Origin of the sequence: Caballeronia catudaia, from assembly GCF_001544755.2 — a bacterium.
In the GTDB taxonomy this organism is placed as follows: domain Bacteria; phylum Pseudomonadota; class Gammaproteobacteria; order Burkholderiales; family Burkholderiaceae; genus Caballeronia; species Caballeronia catudaia.
In genome coordinates this window covers 1-18,464 of the sequence record NZ_FCOF02000072.1, presented here as the reverse complement: position 1 = coordinate 18,464, position 18,464 = coordinate 1, and the positions used below count along the sequence as shown (strand labels likewise).

The following is an 18,464-nucleotide window of genomic DNA, read 5'->3' as shown; positions in this document are numbered from 1 at the left end:
CAAGCCGACTCCGAAGGGCCTTCCTTCATCTTTGGTAAAGCTCCGCAAACATCGGTCGATTGATGCTCGCGTTCTTGACACACCCCACTCTGATTTCAAAAGAGGCCCTTTTTTTGATGACCCCAGACGGCCTTCTCGCGAATCGATTGCTTAAGTGATGGTTCGAATTCTAACGTAAGAGAATTTTAGTTGAAAAGCTTTCGGGCGCTGCGAAAAAACACTCAAAAGGCTTGCTTCCAAGGCCACGTTATATTAAGCCTTGAAACGATAAATATCACACCCGCTGGGTGCTTTTCCAGCAGCATTACCAAGGCGCTTGAGCGGATTTATAGCATTGAGTTACATGACATACAAGCGGCGAAAAGGGACGATTCGGCCCATTTGTCTCGCCATTTCAAAACAAGTTATTTATTAGGCGAAATTTTTTTAAAAAATTTTTTGTTGCAAGCTTCGCCCTACAGCGCGGCCGCCACGCGCCAGGTGAGACGGCTCGAGCATTGGTCAACGGCCGACTGTTCGAACCTTGAACTGCTAAGGAATGACGGCGAACTGAGGATCATGACTTTTGGCCGCTCCCCCGAGGCTCAACGCGAGACAAATCAGATCAGGACACATCCGCCATGGACGTGTTCAGCTGCATCGACGACTACAAGGTTGCGACGGTCGACGAGTCGGACGAAGGAAAGAGCGAGATCGGGAGAGGTCGTTGACGACGCCCCCCGGGTACTGCGGCCGGGCGCAGTCCGTGTTCGCGCGGCGCGACCGGAGTTCATCGATTACGATTGGCGCGTCTCCGTGAGAGCCGCGGCTCCTGCAAAAACACCGCTTATTTTCAGGTAGTTTTGGCGATAAGTTCGGCTTTATTAAGAATGTTTCACCGATATATTGTGTTTTAAAACAATTTCATGCTATCGTGCAGCTATCGAGCACACGATCTATCGCGACAGGACGCGCGGTTAATTCGTCGTTCGACGACATCTACGACAATGCTCATCCAAACGGAGCCGTCGCACCGCGCAGAGCGGAAGAAGTCTTGCGTTCGCCTTTTGAAGAATGCCCCAGCAAATCGGCCGTTGGGATCCACCGCCGATTTCGCCCAGATCGCGTCCTCAAGCACACCATATCGGCGTGCGGTTTCGACTCGCCTGTCGAAACCCGAGGACGTACGCGCAGAGTGATGCCACCTAATCGGGACCTCACATCTGTTCGATCGTCGCATTCTTCATTGCAGAGGTAACGCATGACTTGCAGTTCAGAAATCACGATTGGCGGGCACGAGTTCGATGTAATGAGGTACTCGTACACCGTCTGGGAGTACTTCAAGCCGGAAGACAGGGTTATACGCAGTCGAGCCGTTCCGGCTCATCCCCGCCCAGACATCGCCTATCTCAGGCGCGACTTCGTCTACTCGATAACCTTGAGAGATTCGGCTATCAATCGGACTCCAATTGCGTGCAGCTCACGGGCGGTCTCGCCCAAGCGTATGGTGAGACGTTCAGCCTCTCATCTTTCGAAAACTGGCTTCACGTTTTGGCCGAAGCGGTAGAAGCTGAGCAAACGCTCGCTCGAGGGCGCTTGCGGAACGGAGGCTCGACAGTCAATCCCCTTGTGGACCTCATCAAGGGTTCCGAGAAGCGAGCATCTGACGGGCTCCAGCCCGAACATGCGGTACTCGGATTCCCATGCACTTCACTCGATAACATGGCCGTAGCGTTGCTCGAGGTAACCCCCGGAGGCGCAAGGTGCGAGCTTGATGTGACGTCGTTTGTACTACACCGCGGCGATAAGGCGTTCGACGACATGCTGCGAGAAGAGTATTGAACTGCGCCCGCGCGATCCCAAGTCGCGCACTTGCTAAATCGAACGCTCTCCAGCGTGACCAACAAATGACGGCATCAGCAACGAAGTTGCACTGCGCCTCTCCCATGAGAAACACCATGAACGACCAAGAATCCAAGCAACAAGCCGAATCGACCACCGGCAACGAAGTGGCCAGAGCCATCGTCGACTTCATGTCCGACTGCGGACTCGGAGACGCCGACGTAAACGCGGGCCACCTGTCTTTCGCAGTCGAATTTGCGTACAAACCGCTACCGCGATTTTGGCGCGACTTCGACATGGAAGCGCTCGTCGAGGCCATCTCAGAGCGCTTTCCCAATTGGCGCTCTGCCGTTGAGAAGCCGGACGGGAACGCTGATGATGTACTGCGCGAAGTCGAAGAAGTCCTGCACTCCAATGCATTCGACGAAGCGAATGCGGAGATGATGATGGGTGTCCCCAAGCACGCTCGCCCAACAGAATGGCAAGCAGCCGCCGATTGGATTTGCGCGGAGCTTCGCAAGCGGAACCTCGACGCAGAGCTGAGATTTGCGGAACGGCGTGGCAAACGTTGCGGCGAAGGTGCTCTGCAGGAATTGCACTGCCTCGAGCGCGTTGCAAGTGGGATTCAGTTCGAGAGAATCGGAACGAGCGTCGCCCGGACCTGGCGCAACCGGGTCTTGGCTGAGCGGCGAAAAGCCGGTCAAACCGTCTGAGAGGGCTGGGGCAATGTGGCGATGCGACCGCAGCGTCGCATGTCCTGGCTGCACTCACTTCTCATTTCTGTCGCGTGACTGCGCTGCTGCTCGCGCGATCTTCGATAGCAGCGTTGACCGGCATTCCTGTCAACATCGAATGGCATCGACTATCGCGATCTTCGCTCGTTGTTCAGGGAGTTGCTGGATGCGAAGATAGTCGACGCATACGCCGCACTCGTTCGGCGGAACTCGCCATTCGCTCCTCGAGATGGGGAAGGTGACGTGAGTTATTGCCTGGATGCAGCCTCCCGTCGTCCAGCGCCGTCGCGCAGCTCGGCTTTCGACTGACGGAGATTGCGGAGGTCAGTGCCAAGGTTGACATGATTGCAGCAACAATCAGATCGGGCCATGCCCACCCCGTCCTAAATACGCTGAGCGCAGCGACATTGTCGTGTGCACCTCGTGGGCTTCTCCTTTTGGACCGATTTCAGCCAGGAAATGAGCGTTGACTATTGCTTCGATCTTCGAAAAATTCGACTTTGGCGCAAGCTCAATGAGAGAAGTACATGAACATCGAAAAGAAAAAAGCTAGAACGATAAGAATGGACCAGAACTTCTGCGCAGCTGGACTAGATTGCTTTATCGCCGCGGCGAGGTGACTTTTCCTGTGACGTCTTCTGCGTACCATCGTGACTATTCTGTAATAAAAAATTGATTCTAAGACATTGGGTCCGAACGTGTGCGCATTCTTAGGTGGCTTGTTACACCAATTCAACGCCTGTGCTCTCTCAGTGTTCTCGTAGATGCGGGACTCGCTTCCGGTTCCGCGCGCGTTCTCGTTCCCTTCAAGCGCAATCCATTGTCCGCTCGTGACGATCCAGAGATGCAATGAACGCGGAAAGCCTTAATCATTGGCCTAACGCGGTAGGACCAAGCCGGCAGAAAATATTCGAGTCGCATCCTAAGAGACGGATTCAAAAAGACTCCGGTGGGGCTGTTAGCCTTCTCGGCAAGCTGTTAACCTTGGCCATCTGAACAACTAGAACCAAGGATGGGTGCGCCGATTGTTGATGACGAACTATGGGCACTAATCGAGCCATTGCTGCCGACGCCAAAACCACGGCGCAAGAAGTATCCAGGCCGGTTGCCGGTCGCGAACAGGCCTGCACTGAACGGCATCCTGTTCGTGCTCAAGACCGGTATTCGCTGGCGCGACCTGTCGACAAAATTGGGTTTTGGCTCTGGCTCAACCTGCTGGAGACGGTTGCGCGACTGGCAGAAGGCTGGTGTGTGGAAGCGATTGCACGAGCTACTGCTGGCGAAGTTACGCGAGGCAGGCGAACTGGACTTCTCGCTAGCAGCCGTCGACTCTTCATCTGTGCGAGCCGTTGGGGCGGGCGAAAAACTGGCCCGAACCCCAGGGATCGCGCGCGACCAGGTTCCAAGCACCACATCCTGGTAGACGCTAACGGCGTTCCTGTCAGCGCGATCCTGACAGGCGCGAATCGCAACGACGTCACTCAATTGCTGCCACTCGTTGACGCCATTCCACCGATGCGCGGCGTACGTGGCCGACCTCTTCAGAAGCCCAAAGTCATCTACGCAGACCGTGGCTACGACTCCGAGACGCATCGCCAGAAGCTCCGAAAGCGCGGCATCAAGCCGGTGATTGTCAAGCGCCGGACAGAGCACGGCAGTGGTCTGGGCAAATTCCGCTGGGTTGTCGAACGTACTCATGCGTGGCTTCACAACTTCCGTCGTCTTCGTATCCGCTTCGAACGTCGCGCCGACATTCACGAAGCATTTCTCAAACTCGGTTGCTCCCTCGTCTGCTGGAACATCTTCAGACGGACGGAGCAGCCTTTTTGAATCCGTCTCTAAAGTTCGAGGCGCTCTTGACGTTAAACGATATGCCCGAGCACGAGACAGATTTTTTTCGCGCCGCAGCACTATGTCGCTCCGCCGCAGCGCAACGCGCCAGTACCTGGCGACGATCGATGGGTACCGACCAGGATGCTGAACGCACCGTCGCTTCGCCAAAACAGACAACTTTTCATCACTGTTCGCATACTCGAGGATGGAGACGCACCGTGATCTACAAATGCACCTCTTGCATCAAAACGTCTTTCGAAACAAAGTGCCCGTGGTGCGCCCTGGTAGCGACTCCCGAGGCTGCAAAACAAACACCGCAATCAGTCCAAGTTCCCCTTGACCCCTCCTTCTATCCCGAATTTCAGTATCAAACCAAGGGTTTTCTGAAAGATTTGCTAGGAAAGAAGAAAGAACAGGCGCAGCTCAACGACTTGCTCCGCGCGGTGCTTCAGAAATACTCGGAGCTCAGGAAGCCATACTTCGCAAACTTCTTTCACACCATCAATCACGAACAAGCACAGTCTAACGACGCGCCAACACCCGGCGCACGGCTCAATGGCTCGTACTCTAATCGGGAGCTATTCCGAGAAGTCCTCATTCGTAAGGGATTCCACGAACTCGAAGAACTTCCGCATCTGCTCGAAAAGCTGCTGCTGACGACCGGGTTCAATACCGCCTATCTCGGATTCTCGAACGAAATTTCGCGCCAAATGAGCGATGCGTCGTTGATGGAGCTACTTCGTTCCTGGATCGCAGAAGCAGGCACGAGCTTCAGGGATGACCTCAGCCTCTTCTTTTACTTCTTGTGGGACAAAGATATTCGTCACCCCGAACTTGACTATGTTGGCGAGGCAGCCTCAACTTTCGGTACGCCATTGCTTCCTTGGTCGACCATTCAAACTTGGTTGCGTCGATGCGAGACGATCCACTTCGACATCCTCGTCGAGCGCCTAGCTACGAAACTGGAACATTTTGACCCATCTCGATTCGTCACGATGTACCACGTTGACGCAATGAACGGGTACGATTTCGAGTCTTTCCTAGGAGAAGTGTTCCGCACTGCTGGGTACGACGTAGAGGGGACGAAGCTGAGTGGCGACCAAGGCGCCGACCTGTTCGTCAGCCGGTTCGGCAAGAAAATCGTGATTCAAGCGAAAAACTATTCAGGAAGCGTGGGCAATGCCGCCGTGCAAGAGGCTATCTCTGCGAAGAGCTTCTATGGGTGTGACGAAGCTATGGTGGTCACAAACTCGTACTTCACGAGATCGGCTATCGAGCTCGCCGGCGCCGCCGCAGTGCGACTAGTCGGCCGCCGCGATTTGCAGACCTATCTCGACGACTACAATCAACGCATCATCGAGCAATATCAGCTGGACGGGAGCGATATATTGAGCCCAGAGCCGGCTTGAGAGTTGCCTCTGACAGTGACCGCGGATGCTCGGCCACGCCTCGACCCTTTTTATGCGGCGATTCAGCGTGGATTTGATAAGGCCGCGCCCGTGAAGGCACTCAGGGCACCGGCTATGATAACGTTTTGGCCTATTTCCAAGCATTTCGCGAAGCCATGTCCGCCTATGTGAAGCCCCGCTGGTTAAGGGATCTGCTGCGCTTTTTGCCATTGAAGAGCCAGTTCGTTCTGTCCGGAAACGTTCGCGACCTCCAGGCCTGTGAGGTGGCACCCGGGTTGGTAACGGCCCAGCCTCTCGTGAGCGCTCTGGCTGACAATCTCAGGGAGGCGGGTTACGCCCAGTTGGTGGTTTGGAACCCGGTGTCCGGCTTTACTGTTCCCGAAGGGCGCGCGCCTACTGATGAGCGTGGCGATGAGACCTTACAACGTCTCGGCCTGACGCCGGTCGGGGGTGCCGCGCCGGGCGGGATCGATGCGCTTGCAGCCTGTCTTGAGCGCCTCACTGCCCTGACCGGGCCACCAATAACGCTAGTCGTTGACTTCGCCTCGCGACTCGCTGTCCGGACGGAGTCTTTGAGCGCGGCAGAACACAACCTCTTCACACGGGCGCTTGTGCTCGCGCACGCGGTCAGCGCTCGTCCGGCAGGCGAGCAACGACGTCCCTTCTTTAACACCGTGATCTGGGTCGTCGACAAGGAAGGCGATTTGCCCGATTGGCTGCTGATCGGCAACCCGCGAATCCGACATATCCCGGTATCCAAGCCCGACAGCGCCGCCCGGCGTGCGCTTTCGGGCGCACTTCTGCGCGGCGTACCAGGCTCGCAAGGAGCTTCGTCGACGACCCTCGTGGAAGCCGAGTCGGCTTTTGTCGACGGAAGCGAGGGCCTGTTGCTGGCCGATATGAATGCGATCGCTACGCTCGCCCGAGTCGAAAACGTCTCCATCGAGAAGATCTCTGACGCCGTGAGGCGTTACAAGGTCGGCGTGACGGAGGACCCGTGGCTTCTGATTGAGCGCGAGAAGATACGCAACGCAGAACCCGTTATCCGCAAGCGCGTGAAAGGACAAGCTCATGCGGTAACGCACATGCTCGACCTTGTCAAGCGCGCGATGACCGGCGTAGGTTCGCAACGCAAGGGCAACCGGCCGCGCGGCGTCGCGTTTCTCGCCGGGCCAACTGGTGTTGGAAAGACCGAACTCGCGAAAACGCTCACCGGTCTTCTATTTGGCGACGAGAGCGCCTATATTCGCTTTGACATGTCTGAATTCAGCTCGGAGCATTCGGACCAGCGCCTCATCGGTGCGCCGCCCGGGTATGTCGGTTATGACGTTGGCGGCGAATTGACGAACGCGATTCGAGAGCGACCGTTTAGCGTCGTGCTTTTCGACGAAATCGAGAAGGCACACCCACGGATTCTCGACAAGTTCCTGCAGATTCTCGATGATGGCGTGCTCACGTCCGGTCGTGGTGATAGGGTCTACTTCTCCGAGGCATTGATCATCTTCACCTCTAATCTCGGGATCTACCGCGAGGACGAATTGGGCCAACGCGTGCCTAACGCGCTTGCCAGCGATTCCCTCGAGGAGATGGAGGAAAAGGTGCTCGGCGAGATCGAGCGACACTTCAAGTTGGTGCTCAACCGGCCCGAAATTCTTAACCGGATTGGCGAAAACATCATCGTTTTCGACTTTATCCGGGACGACGTCGCGCAAGAGATTTTCGACCAGATGGTGTGCGTTGTGCTTGAGGACATTGCATCACAAGGTATGGCCGTCGAACTCGATCAACCCTCCAGAGTGGCGCTTCAGCAACGGTGCCTCCGCGACCTCTCGAATGGCGGTCGTGGAATCCGTAACCAGATCGAGGCCCACCTTATCAATCCGCTCGCGCGAGGCCTGTTCGACCAGGACGCGAAGACGGGCGACCGGTTCCTGATTACAGGTATCTCAAGCGGTGAGCTTCAGTTGCAAAAGCTTTAGGCCATGGACATCCATCTGTCGCGCTTGCACTTTCCCGTCAGGTCGTTGGGGCCGGGACAACGTATCGGCATATGGTTTCAAGGCTGCAGTATTCGCTGCCCGGGGTGTATCTCAGCAGATACGTGGGCCGTCACTGGTGGAGAAACCCCTCTCGAACTCGTCCTGGAGCAAGTATGCGCATGGCTACCGCACGCGGACGGTTTTACCATCTCGGGTGGAGAGCCCTTTGACCAGCCCGATGCCCTCGTCGCGCTCGTCCGCGCGCTGCGCGAGATGTCTTCCGGCGATATTCTCGTCTACAGCGGTCACCCTATCGAGTCGCTCGCAGGCATTCTCGCGCAGACAGACGGTTTGATCGATGCGCTCATCACCGACCCATTTGAACTCGATGCTCCGCATACGCGACCGCTGCGAGGTAGCGATAACCAGCGCTTGCATTTCCTCACGGAGCTCGGTCGGGAGAGGTTTTCGCAATATGAACGCGACCTTTGCAAGAGCGATAAGTCGCTGGATGTCATGTTTGACGAGGACGGTGCCGTCTGGTTCGCGGGGATACCGAACCGAAACGATTTTCACCGTTTGAGAGACCTATTGACCGATCAGGGCCACAGCGTCCAGATCAGCGCCGACAAAGCGCAAAACCGATAAGACAGGAAATGTCAGCAATGATGCGTTTTTGCCCGAACTGCAAGACCGAGCGGTCTGTAGAGGAATGGTTCTGCGCAGGCACCGTCGCCGGAGCCACGTGCAACTGGGACTTGTCCGGCCTGCCGATTCGAGCGCCGGGGTGGCGACCCCAGGAGGTGGTCACCGCCGAACACGCAAACAACGAAAGGAACGAAGCGGAACGCTCTGCGCAGGTCGAGCCACAACTGCTGTGCACTAACGGGCACCCGATGAATGACGGTGACCTGATGTGCCTAGAGTGCGGGGCCGACCCCGCCACGGCAGCAGACGACGTGCCCCATGATCGGGGCGCAGACGAAGCCGAGCGCGTCGTCAGAGACGATGAAACGACGTTGCCGCAGACGACCGAGACTCAAATCAACGGGTGGCGCGTTCTCAGGCAAATTTCCAGTACCGATGGCGTGCGAGAGCGCTATGTCGTGCAGCACTGCGATACCAATCGACAAGCGTTTCTGACGCTCTACCGCGACGGTGCCGAGCCAGACCCATCTGTCTACGACGTTGTCCGTCGCCTTCCGCGTGAGCACGTCCCTGAAATCATCGAGACCGGTCGTTGGAATACGAGGGCTTATGAAGTCGCCGAAGAGCTCAGTGGTGGTACGCTTGCCGACGTGGGTATCGCGGTGCGGGACATGGCGACGATTCGCCATGTTGTAGACGAACTCGGACAGGCGCTCAACTCTTTCTCAGAGGCTGGCTTGCGGCATCGCGACCTCCGGCCGGGCACGTTGCTTGTGCGGAGTCGCGAGCCACTCGATCTCGTGATCAGCGGATTCGGCTCGGCACGGTTGTCGGAATTCGACCTCGACATCGTTTCTCCGCTCGAAACGACCCGCTACATGGCGCCTGAAGCCATCGCCGGCGGTGTTGCTGCTGCTTCCGACTGGTGGAGCCTCGGCATGATCCTGCTCGAGCAGTTGACCGAGGGAAAATGCTTCGAGCGTATCAATCCACGTGCGTTCTTGATTCACGTGCTGGCGAACGGGGTCACGCTCCCGGACGACCTTGATCCCGCTCTTAACCTTCTTCTGCGCGGCTTGCTGGCCCGCGACCGCCATCAGCGATGGCAGTGGGCGCAGGTCAAGGACTGGCTCGAAGGCAAGCACGTCGATGCGCCATCTGCGGCGACTTCCGAGACTGATGCGGCTGTGGGCGCAAGCATCTCACTCGGCGCACGGCAATATCACAAGCCCACCGTGTTTGCACTCGCGGCTGCGGAACGCGAGAACTGGGACGAAGCCCGCGACCACCTGAATCGTGGCGTGATTGTCACCTGGGCGGAAGAAGCTGGCCTTCCGTCTAAGGAGCTCGCCGGCCTGCGTCAGGCTACACAGGTTGACGGCGTTGACGACGACTGCCGACTGATGATTGCGCTCAAGCTTCTGAACCCGGAAATGCCACTTATCCTGCGCGGCGACATAGTTACGCCAGGGTGGCTCCTTCGAAACCCGCTTGAGGGCTATGACCTCGTCACGGGCTCGGTACCCTCGTTCCTCGAGCGACTGCACACGGAAACTTGGCTCTCGCGCCTTCGGCGGCGGGCCGAGGAAGTCCGCACACGTGCGCACAATCACGCGATCGAGCTAGACGAGGACATGGTGCGCGTCGCGGTGCTCTCCACTTCACGAGCTCAATTGGCAGCGCAATGGGAAGAGCGGCGGCTTCTTCTGCCGGACTCCACTCACTCGGGCCTTTTATCACTCTCGGAGCGCAGAATTGTCAGCGAGGAAGACCTAATAGTTCTTCTGAGCGCAAAAATTTCGCAGTTCCGGTCAGTTGAGGAGATTCTCAACCAGGCCGCTGACCTAGCCGAACGGGAACAAGTTCTTGCGTTCGACCGGGAGGCGGCTCGGGCGGAACTGGCGCTTGCCCGGGCAGATCTCTTCCGGAAGGTTGACGACCGGATCGCGGGCTTCGCTCGAACCGGGAATCGGTCAATTGACGAGTGGGCCGAGCATTTCCGCCTTGAACGCCGATTGCCGCTGCATGAGGTGCTTGTCCTGCTTTCAGTGCCTGCGGAGCAGTGGTTGGAGCCGCAAAAGCAGCAATACGTATCTCAGATCCTGGAGTTCTTCGAGAAGAAGGTCGCCACGACTGTGTTGCGCGGCCCTTTGGTGCGAATGACCATTGGCAAAACGACTGGCCGGGTGGATGTCCACGAACTAAACGGCGAGCGTTACTCGAGCGCGGCGCTGCTTGAGCATCTCCTTCAGCGCAATGCGCAGTCGGTTTCGGTAGACCCTGCGGTTTTCGGCGCGAATACGACGCTGGAAAACCGGCTGAATACGCTCTTCAGACAAACTTCTCTGTACAAGCGGGATACCGGGATTGACGGCCTCTACCTCGGATTCCCGTTCCTGCACTACAAGGATGGTCGGAGCGGTTCGCGCCCGCGCATTGCGCCCGTTCTGCTCTGGCCGGTCAAGCTGGTGATGGAGCTAGGCGCCCGCGGTCAGGTTGCACTGGCATTCGACGGAGAGCGAGAGGAAGTGCGGCTGAACCCGGCGCTCGAAGGTTTGCTCGGCCGGGACTCGGTCAAGGCATGGCGGGCCGCAGCGGACGATATACTCGGACGCTCGGCGCTCAAAGTCGCCGACGTGGTCGACGCATTTGGGTTGCTGGCAAATTCCGATCGTCGCCAACTCAGCGCCCTGCCTTCTCCCACGGCCGACGTGCCGGTGGGCGAACTTCGGATTGCGTGTGCCGGCGTCTTCTTCCATGTGGATTTCGCCGGCCAGGCGATCGGTGAAGACCTGCGCCAATTGAAGGTATTGTCGCCCTCCGGGACCGCGCTCGAATCGATGCTCCGTCTCAAAGGCAAGTCGGCCTACGAGACACCCGAAGCGTCAGCCAGCGAAATCGAGCGCTTTCTGACCGTGGCCAGCGACCCGTCGCAGGAGTCTGCAATCATGCAGGCTCGGAAAGGTCCCGGTCTCCTCGTTGAGGGCCCTCCGGGAACCGGGAAGAGCCAGACCATTGTCAACATGGTTGCGGACGCGATTGGACGCGGCAAGAGCCTGCTGATCGTGTGCCAGAAGCACGCTGCATTGGAGGTGGTACACAAGCGGCTAGTTGCGGAAGGGCTAGGTGACCGCATCGTCATGGTCAATGACGTGAACAAGGACCGCGAGCCGACGATCAGGGCTGTCCGGGAGCAGCTTGACGCCATCATTCGAGGTTCGTCGTTTGACAATACCTGGGTGCGCCAACGCGAACGCATGGCAGCAAGAATCGAAACGCTGGAAGGCGAACTCGACCGACAACATCAAGCGCTCCATCGCGTAGACGACTCGACGGGCCTGAGCTATCGCGCCTTACTCGGCGAGCTGATCCAGCTTGAGGCTGGCTCAGCGCCAGTTAGCGTGCCGCAGCTTCGTGCAAAGCTTGCCGGGCTCGACATCTCTGCGTTGACAACGCTCGAGGAGCAATGCGCCCCGCTCGCCCGCTATTGGCTCCCAGCCAAGTTCGAAGGTAGCGCGCTCGCACAGTTGAAGTCGTTTGCGACCGATCCTGCAACAGTCGAGGAATTTAACGCCGTGTTCACGAGCTTCCGCGAGGCTGAGCTGTTACGTGTCGATACCCTCGCCGCCCATCCGGCACGGTTTGATGTTGACGACCCTGCGCCGTATCGATCGTGGCTCGACACAAACGCAGGCCGCCTCGTGAGCCTCGAGGAGACCCAGCGCAAGCGTCTCGCCCAATGGTTGCCCCTGTTTCGACCGGCCGACAAAGCCGACGCGCCTGGTCATCAGCACTACGCCGTACTGAAGCAACTCCATCAAGAGTTGTTGGAAATCGATGGTGCCACCTTCGACAAGACGCTATCGCCAGCGCTCACGCAGCTGGGCAATGCACAACTCAACGACATCGAAGCACGCGCCGCACTCGCCACCAGAGCGCCGACGTTCTTCAGTCGACTCAATCCTGCGACCTACATCAGACGCAGCGGGCTGAAAAAGTACCTTGCGAACTGTGGTGCTCCAACGACTGACGATGCACTTCGTGTGCTGCTAGCGGCGGCGCACCTTGAACAGCTATGGCGTCCGAAGCGCGAAGCGTTGAACGCTACGAGCCGCTCGTTGCACCTGGATACGGTAGAACCGGCATGCGGGCCGACACTCGCCGAAGAATGCCGCGCCCGCCTGCGCCAGCTCGAAGAGGTACGCGAGCTCGCGCAGCATCTTGCGATTGCACCGCGCGGCGACGAATTCGATTCGGCGGTGATGACGGGCGATCAGTCTCACGTGAAACGGCTGCTTGACGGATTTGAGACAGCCTTCGTTCGTTACAACGCTCGCCAGCACAGCCTCAACGCGCTTAGCGGACTTGAGGAATGGATCTCGCCAGAACTGGTTGATGCCTGTCGCCGCGCCATTGCAGAGAACGTGAGCTACCAGGGGCCGCTAAACCGTATCAACGACGCGCTGCCGACGCTGGGCGCTTATCAACAGTTCCGCGCACGTTCAAAGCACCTCAATGCGCAAGCGCTTGAGCTGTTTGCAGTCATGCGAACCCACGAGACAGCTCTCGCGAGTGTCCCGCCCAAAGATCTCGATTGGGAAGTGCGACGCCTCATCAATCGAGAGGCACGACTGGGATGGAAGCGTCGCTTCGAGCAGGAGAACCCAGAACTGCTTCTTGACCAGACTGAGACGGCCGCAAAGGTTGAAGCACTGGCTGGTGCCGACGAAGAAATGCGTCAACTCAATCGCGAAGTCCTTCGCAACGGGATTGACCGCAGCAAGCTTGGCTCGGTGCGCGACTGGGAGGACGTCACCCGGCTGAGCGGCAGACGCTCTCGTCGTCTGCGGGAGTTCATCGAACTTGGCGCCGGCCTTGGCCTAATGGCACTGCGCCCGGTCTGGATGATGAATCCGGACGTCGCTAGCCGCGTTCTGCCGCTCAAGTCGAATCTGTTCGACTCAGTGGTCTACGACGAGGCGTCACAGATGCCGGTTGAGTACGCCATTCCCACGCTGTTCCGTGGCGGCGTCTCCGTTGTGAGTGGTGACGAAAAGCAGATGCCGCCTGCAAAGTTCTTCTCGGGTCGCACGGACAGCGACGAAACGGAGATTTATGACGGAGAGCAGCCCGACGAAGACGCAACCGAGGAAGAACGCGAACTCTTCGAAGACACCTGGAACCGTCGCGAGATCAAGGACTGCCCAGACCTGCTCCAACTGGCACGTAGCTCCCTCCCCGTTACCACCTTGCAGATTCACTATCGCTCTGCCTATCGCGAACTGATCGGTTACTCGAACGCCGCGTTCTACGACAACGAACTCAGCGTGCCGGTTCGGCATCCCGAAGCGACGATTCGGGAAATCAAGCCATTGGAGCTGATTCCAGTCAACGGTGTTTATGAACGCCAGACGAATTCTGATGAGGCGGACCGCGTGGTCGAATACCTCGCGCAACTTTGGAAACTTCCTTTTGACCAACGCCCGTCAGTAGGCGTCGTCACGTTCAATCTTAAGCAGGCTAACCTCATCGAAGAGCGGCTGGAGCTACGAGCAGAAGGAGACGAGGAGTTCCGAAATGCGTATCGGGAGGAAAGCGATCGCTCCGACGGTGGCGAAGACATGGGCGTCTTCGTCAAGAACGTGGAAAACGTCCAGGGCGATGAGCGCGATGTCATCGTCTTTTCGACTACGTTTGGCCGCAACAGCCAGGGCGCGTTCAAGCGCTTTTTTGGCGTGCTTGGACAAAAAGGTGGCGAACGTCGCCTGAACGTCGCGGTGACGCGCGCTCGACGGAAAGTCGTGCTTGTGACATCGATGCCCATCCCGGATATCTCGGACATGCTCAACACCAAGCGTAAGCCGGCCATTCCGCGTGATTACCTCCAAGGCTATCTGGAGTACGCACGCGCGATGTCAAACGGAGAGCTCCCAACCGGGCGGGCGCTTCTTGGCCGCATGAGCAGCGAACGCGCTCATCACAAGTTGCAGGAAAGCGGCGAAGCCGACGGCTTTGCAACGGATGTTCTCGAATATCTGCGTGAGCTTGGACTGTCGCCCGCTATCGCTCAGGAAGGCGACGCCTTCGGTCTCGATTTCGCTATCGCCGACCCGGAAACCGGCTTGTACGCCATCGGTATCGAGTGTGACGCCCCGCGCCACCACCTGCTCCAAAGAGCCAGGGCGCGCGAAATCTGGCGACCGTCCGTCCTGCGGCGGGCCATCCCGACACTGCATCGCGTTTCATCCCAGGCTTGGTATCACGAGCCAGCAGCGGAAAAAGCTCGCTTGAAAGCGGCAATCGACGCAGCCCTGAAAACGGAGGTCGTAGCATGAGTGGGCCGAAGGTTGTTCGAATCGTTACGCGGGAAGAAGTTCTCGCGATCTGCGAAGCTCATCTACACCGGCTCGACCACGCGATTGCCGCATGGACAGCATCGGGGCAGCGTATTCGAGAGCTTTCGGCTGAGGAGATCGCAGCGACTCACGAACGTCGTAAGGCACTCGCTGCATTGATTGCCAAGGATGCTTTCATGGAACTGCAGAAGAAGGTTCCAGATGAGATCGCCTTCCTGAAGGCAGACGTCGGACGCCGGCAACGCGCTGCGGTCGAGAAAGCGGAACAGTCCGCGAAGCGTAGGCGACAGGGACGCGATAGCGCGACGACACTCAGGGGCGCGCTTAAGTCCAAAGGCATCGTCGTGCCCCAGGATCTCGGGTCAAAGCTCGACCTCATCGCGTCAGGCGAGGACGTCGCAAACGCGGACATTCTGCTCGCTCAAGGATTCAATCTTCTCGTACCGGAGCCATCACGGACGATCAGCGAGGCGCAGCAAAAGCTTGCGAGCCGGCTGATGGGCACCGAGACGCCTCAAGACCTTGGCGACTGGAAAGCGGCGAACGTTTCGCCCTCGAACAACCTTCTTTACGAGCGCGTCGACCGCCAGATTGCTGAGGCGCAAGTGTTCCTTGAAGAGGCTGATGTCGCAAAATTCGCGGCTAGATTGCGCGCGATCGAAACCGAGTCAAACGAGCAGCGTCGTAACCTTTTGCTTGATAGTTTGATACTTGACGTCTCTAGTGCTATCGATGCGACTCGTGCACATCGTTCGGCAATTGAAGAACTGCAACAGCTTGCGGCTGAGATCAGCGCAAACACGTCCGTCGAAGCCATGGCTCTGTTCACGCGAATCGAGCACTGCGGCAGCGCAACATCCTTGCAGGCGATTGCCCAGCTTGCGGAGGAATGCAAAAACGTCGTTGAGCAAGAGCAGCAACGCCAAGCGGCACAAGCACGACGCGACGCAATTCTAAAGGGCTTCGCGCGCCTAGGGTACGAAGTCAACGACGGCATGGAGACCGCATGGGCGCGCGATGGCCGCGTCGTCGTTAAGAACCCAGCCTTGCCTGGTTATGGTGTGGAAATTGGTGGACAAGCAAAGTCGAGCCGACTACAAGTTCGCGCAGTAGCGCTATCCGCGAATCGCGATGTCGTCCGGGACAAAGACGTCGAAATGCTTTGGTGCGGGGATTTCGGCCGACTCCAGGAATTCCTCGTTGCCGAAGGCGATAGTTTGCTCATTGAGCGCGCAATGGGTGTAGGTGAGATCCCCCTCAAAGTCATCGGAGACGCGGAGACCGAGACCGTATCAGTCGAAAAACGACGCTCGCTACGTTAATCGGACAGAAGCAAACTGGCCGTTCGGCCGTGAACTACGGTAGCAGCGAACCTCACTCTCATTGTCGAGAGCGCTGACGGCGCGTGCCGCCACGAGAGAGCGATCGGACACGAAGGTGGCTGCGATCCTAAGTGAGCGCCGGCCCAGCAGCGCGAAGACTCAAACGCACCCCGCACAGCAGATCAACGAAAGCGCCGATGACAGCATACACCGCGGCCCCGCTCTCCGAGACGCTAGTCGGCAACGCGAGCGACATGCGCGACGCACACATCGGCTCCTTGGCCACCAGTCGCAGCGGCCACCAAGGTGAAGCATGGAGAATATTCGCCCTCGGAGCAGATCAGTGACGAAGCACGGACACGCGCGACCCGCTAATAGACGCGCCTGTTTGTCGGCAACGGGAGAAAGATGCTCGCTGCAAGCATCCGCTCCTGGCTGCCAGCCGCGCAGCGGCCTGCTTACATATGGGCGCGACGAGAGCCAAGCATATTCTCTGTAGGATTGAGCATATGCTAAAGCGAAACATGTTCCTTTGAGAATGGAAAGATATGCTCACGGAAGAAGATCCTAGTGAGCATATCTTCGCTTTAGGGTAGCCAGGAATAGCCGGGGCCCCTGCTATATCGCGCAAGCACCCCTTCCACCATCTCGTATTCGAATGGCTCCGACAGACTTCGAGGTCGCGGCTCTATCTTCGCCACCGCACGGACTGTTTCAACCTACCCCCGTGGTAGTCCGATTTCCCCAGCGCGCCACCGGTCGCACCCGTCCACGCTGGAGGTCACCGCCGAAGCTCTTCAGTCGGAAGAAGCGGCATTAACGTCGACCGGCTCGGTGCTCGGCCGACGCGTGACTATGGATGTATAACACCGAAGCAGACTATTGCCAAACAAAGAGTGGGGCAAGATCGGCTCCGAGTTTCATTCCCGATTAAATCTTCCTTTATTCGATGAGCATTTTCTCAAACCGTCTTGGATGAAGAATTTTGTAACAATACGAAGTCCCGTTAGGATCGCCTCCGTTACTTGCCGCATGCACAAAGAGACTCAAGCGGTCAGCACGACGCTCGAAAAGCACACGGATCGGTCTTTGCTACGAAAATGGGCTCGGCATAATCAGGGTAATCTTGCGTTCTCGAGCCCGATGGCGCAGGAACGTCGGACCTCGACAGCTAGGCTCCGGCCGGATTGAGCAGTCTCTTTGGTAGCCAGGAAAAGACAGCGCGCGAGCGCGCAGGGAGCCCATAGCGTGTCGCGCGTCACGTGGATTATGCCGTTTCCGACGTACCGCTCGCCCCGGCTTCCGGTTGCGAACTGGATACCAGCGGCGCGCTCTCCGGTGCTTGAGATACGTTCTTGACGGCCACTTTCCTTGCGCTGCCCTTCTTTGCTGCCGCTTTCTTGGTCGCCCCTCTCTTCACGGGAGCAGTCGTCGCCGAAGCCTCGCTGGTCGCAGTCGCAGCGGTTTGAGCCGGCGCCTTCTTTGCAGCTACCGTTTTTGCAGCACCTTTCTTCGCCGCAGCCTTCTTGGCCGTCGTTTTCTTTGTCGCCGCTGTCTTGGTGGGTGCATTCTTGGCCGCCGACTTTTGGATTGGTGCCTTTTTCACAACCGCTTTCTTCGCCGTCGCCTTGTTAGCTGTCACTTTCTTCGCCGTCGCTTTCTTGGCTGTCGCCTTTTTCGCAGCAGGCTTCGTCGATTCCGAAGACGCTGCACCCGGTGCGTTGATTAGAAACGCTGTACGGTCCGCGGCTGACGCAAGCCATGCGGGCGCCTTGCCTCTGCCGCTCCACGTAGCACCACTTTGTGGGTCTCGGTATTTCGGTTCTTGTGGCCCACGCACATAGTTGCCGGCCTTCGGCTCCTTCTTCGCTGGAGACGGCGTTAAGACCTTATCACCGTCGACTAGGAACTTACTACGATCCTTGGCGCTCGCGATCCAAGCCGGCGCCCGTCCGTGGCCGGTCCACGTCGCCCCAGTCTTTGGGTCGGCGTATTTCGCAGCGCGTGCAGGCTTGTTCGAAGTATCTGCTCCTCCAGCGCGGCGGTTTCCGTTCGACCCACGGAAAGCGTCGACATCTGCCGTTGTCAGACCGTGTTTATCTAAAAGTTCGTGAATCTTCGCCAGTACGGTTGAAGACTCCTTTTTAGCGATCGCTTCAGCCTGGGCCTGCAGCTTGGCAATTCGCGCCTTTAAGTCTTGTAACGTGGCCATGTCCTCTCCTTCAAGTTAAGGACGCTCTGCAGAACACGGTTTCAAATGCCTGCGCTCCATGCAGGCGTTGGGTCAGCTTTTTTATCCGGCTCGGTCCGTCAATGGCAGAGGCGATGGGCGCACACTTTGTGCCCTCATCGAGAGCGCGGG

8 protein-coding genes are annotated in these 18,464 nt (G+C 58.0%); 7 read left to right on the top strand and 1 reads right to left on the bottom strand.

Annotated features, from left to right (window positions below; all coding sequences use genetic code 11):
- The first annotated feature begins 1,937 nt into the window (after positions 1 to 1,937).
- From AWB75_RS39030 to AWB75_RS34305, 7 genes are all read left to right on the top strand, one after another.
- Complete coding sequence (locus tag AWB75_RS39030; protein ID WP_061128412.1) at positions 1,938 to 2,534, top strand: hypothetical protein; 597 nt, start codon at positions 1,938 to 1,940, stop codon at positions 2,532 to 2,534.
- A 1,033-nt stretch (positions 2,535 to 3,567) separates the two neighbouring features.
- A protein-coding gene (locus tag AWB75_RS34330) for an IS5 family transposase (RefSeq protein WP_087087159.1) occupies positions 3,568 to 4,385 on the top strand; the annotation gives its coding sequence in 2 pieces (ribosomal slippage) (positions 3,568 to 3,916 and positions 3,916 to 4,385; 819 coding nt in all).
- Complete coding sequence (locus AWB75_RS39025; protein WP_235012390.1) at positions 4,382 to 5,797, top strand: restriction endonuclease; 1,416 nt, start codon at positions 4,382 to 4,384, stop codon at positions 5,795 to 5,797. Before AWB75_RS34330 ends, AWB75_RS39025 begins: the two co-directional genes overlap by 4 nt.
- Positions 5,798 to 5,952: 155 nt before the next feature.
- The gene (locus AWB75_RS34320; RefSeq protein ID WP_061128407.1) at positions 5,953 to 7,776 is read left to right on the top strand and encodes an AAA family ATPase; all 1,824 of its coding nucleotides are present in this window, start codon (positions 5,953 to 5,955) and stop codon (positions 7,774 to 7,776) included.
- 3 nt (positions 7,777 to 7,779) lie between these two features.
- The gene (locus tag AWB75_RS34315; protein ID WP_061128406.1) at positions 7,780 to 8,424 is read left to right on the top strand and encodes a 4Fe-4S single cluster domain-containing protein; all 645 of its coding nucleotides are present in this window, start codon (positions 7,780 to 7,782) and stop codon (positions 8,422 to 8,424) included.
- A gap of 17 nt (positions 8,425 to 8,441) precedes the next feature.
- Positions 8,442 to 14,759 carry an AAA domain-containing protein gene (locus tag AWB75_RS34310; RefSeq protein ID WP_061128411.1) on the top strand — a complete coding sequence of 2,106 codons (6,318 nt, stop codon included), beginning with the start codon at positions 8,442 to 8,444 and terminating at the stop codon, positions 14,757 to 14,759.
- Complete coding sequence (locus tag AWB75_RS34305; protein WP_061128405.1) at positions 14,756 to 16,102, top strand: hypothetical protein; 1,347 nt, start codon at positions 14,756 to 14,758, stop codon at positions 16,100 to 16,102. The genes AWB75_RS34310 and AWB75_RS34305 overlap by 4 nt, the downstream gene beginning before the upstream one ends.
- A 1,267-nt stretch (positions 16,103 to 17,369) precedes the next feature.
- Here the strand turns inward: AWB75_RS34305 and AWB75_RS34300 are convergent.
- Positions 17,370 to 18,314, bottom strand: coding sequence for an H-NS family nucleoid-associated regulatory protein (locus AWB75_RS34300; protein ID WP_087087158.1), 945 nt, complete (start codon positions 18,312 to 18,314; stop codon positions 17,370 to 17,372).
- Positions 18,315 to 18,464 lie beyond the last annotated feature (150 nt).

Bases quoted from the DNA above. Each gene is read 5' to 3' on its own strand.
- AWB75_RS39030 (WP_061128412.1), top strand. From the start codon at position 1,938: ATGAACGACCAAGAATCCAAGCAACAAGCCGAATCGACCACCGGCAAC.
- AWB75_RS34320 (WP_061128407.1), top strand. From the start codon at position 5,953: ATGTCCGCCTATGTGAAGCCCCGCTGGTTAAGGGATCTGCTGCGCTTT.
- AWB75_RS34315 (WP_061128406.1), top strand. From the start codon at position 7,780: ATGGACATCCATCTGTCGCGCTTGCACTTTCCCGTCAGGTCGTTGGGG.
- AWB75_RS34310 (WP_061128411.1), top strand. From the start codon at position 8,442: ATGATGCGTTTTTGCCCGAACTGCAAGACCGAGCGGTCTGTAGAGGAA.
- AWB75_RS34305 (WP_061128405.1), top strand. From the start codon at position 14,756: ATGAGTGGGCCGAAGGTTGTTCGAATCGTTACGCGGGAAGAAGTTCTC.
- AWB75_RS34300 (WP_087087158.1), bottom strand. From the start codon at position 18,314: ATGGCCACGTTACAAGACTTAAAGGCGCGAATTGCCAAGCTGCAGGCC.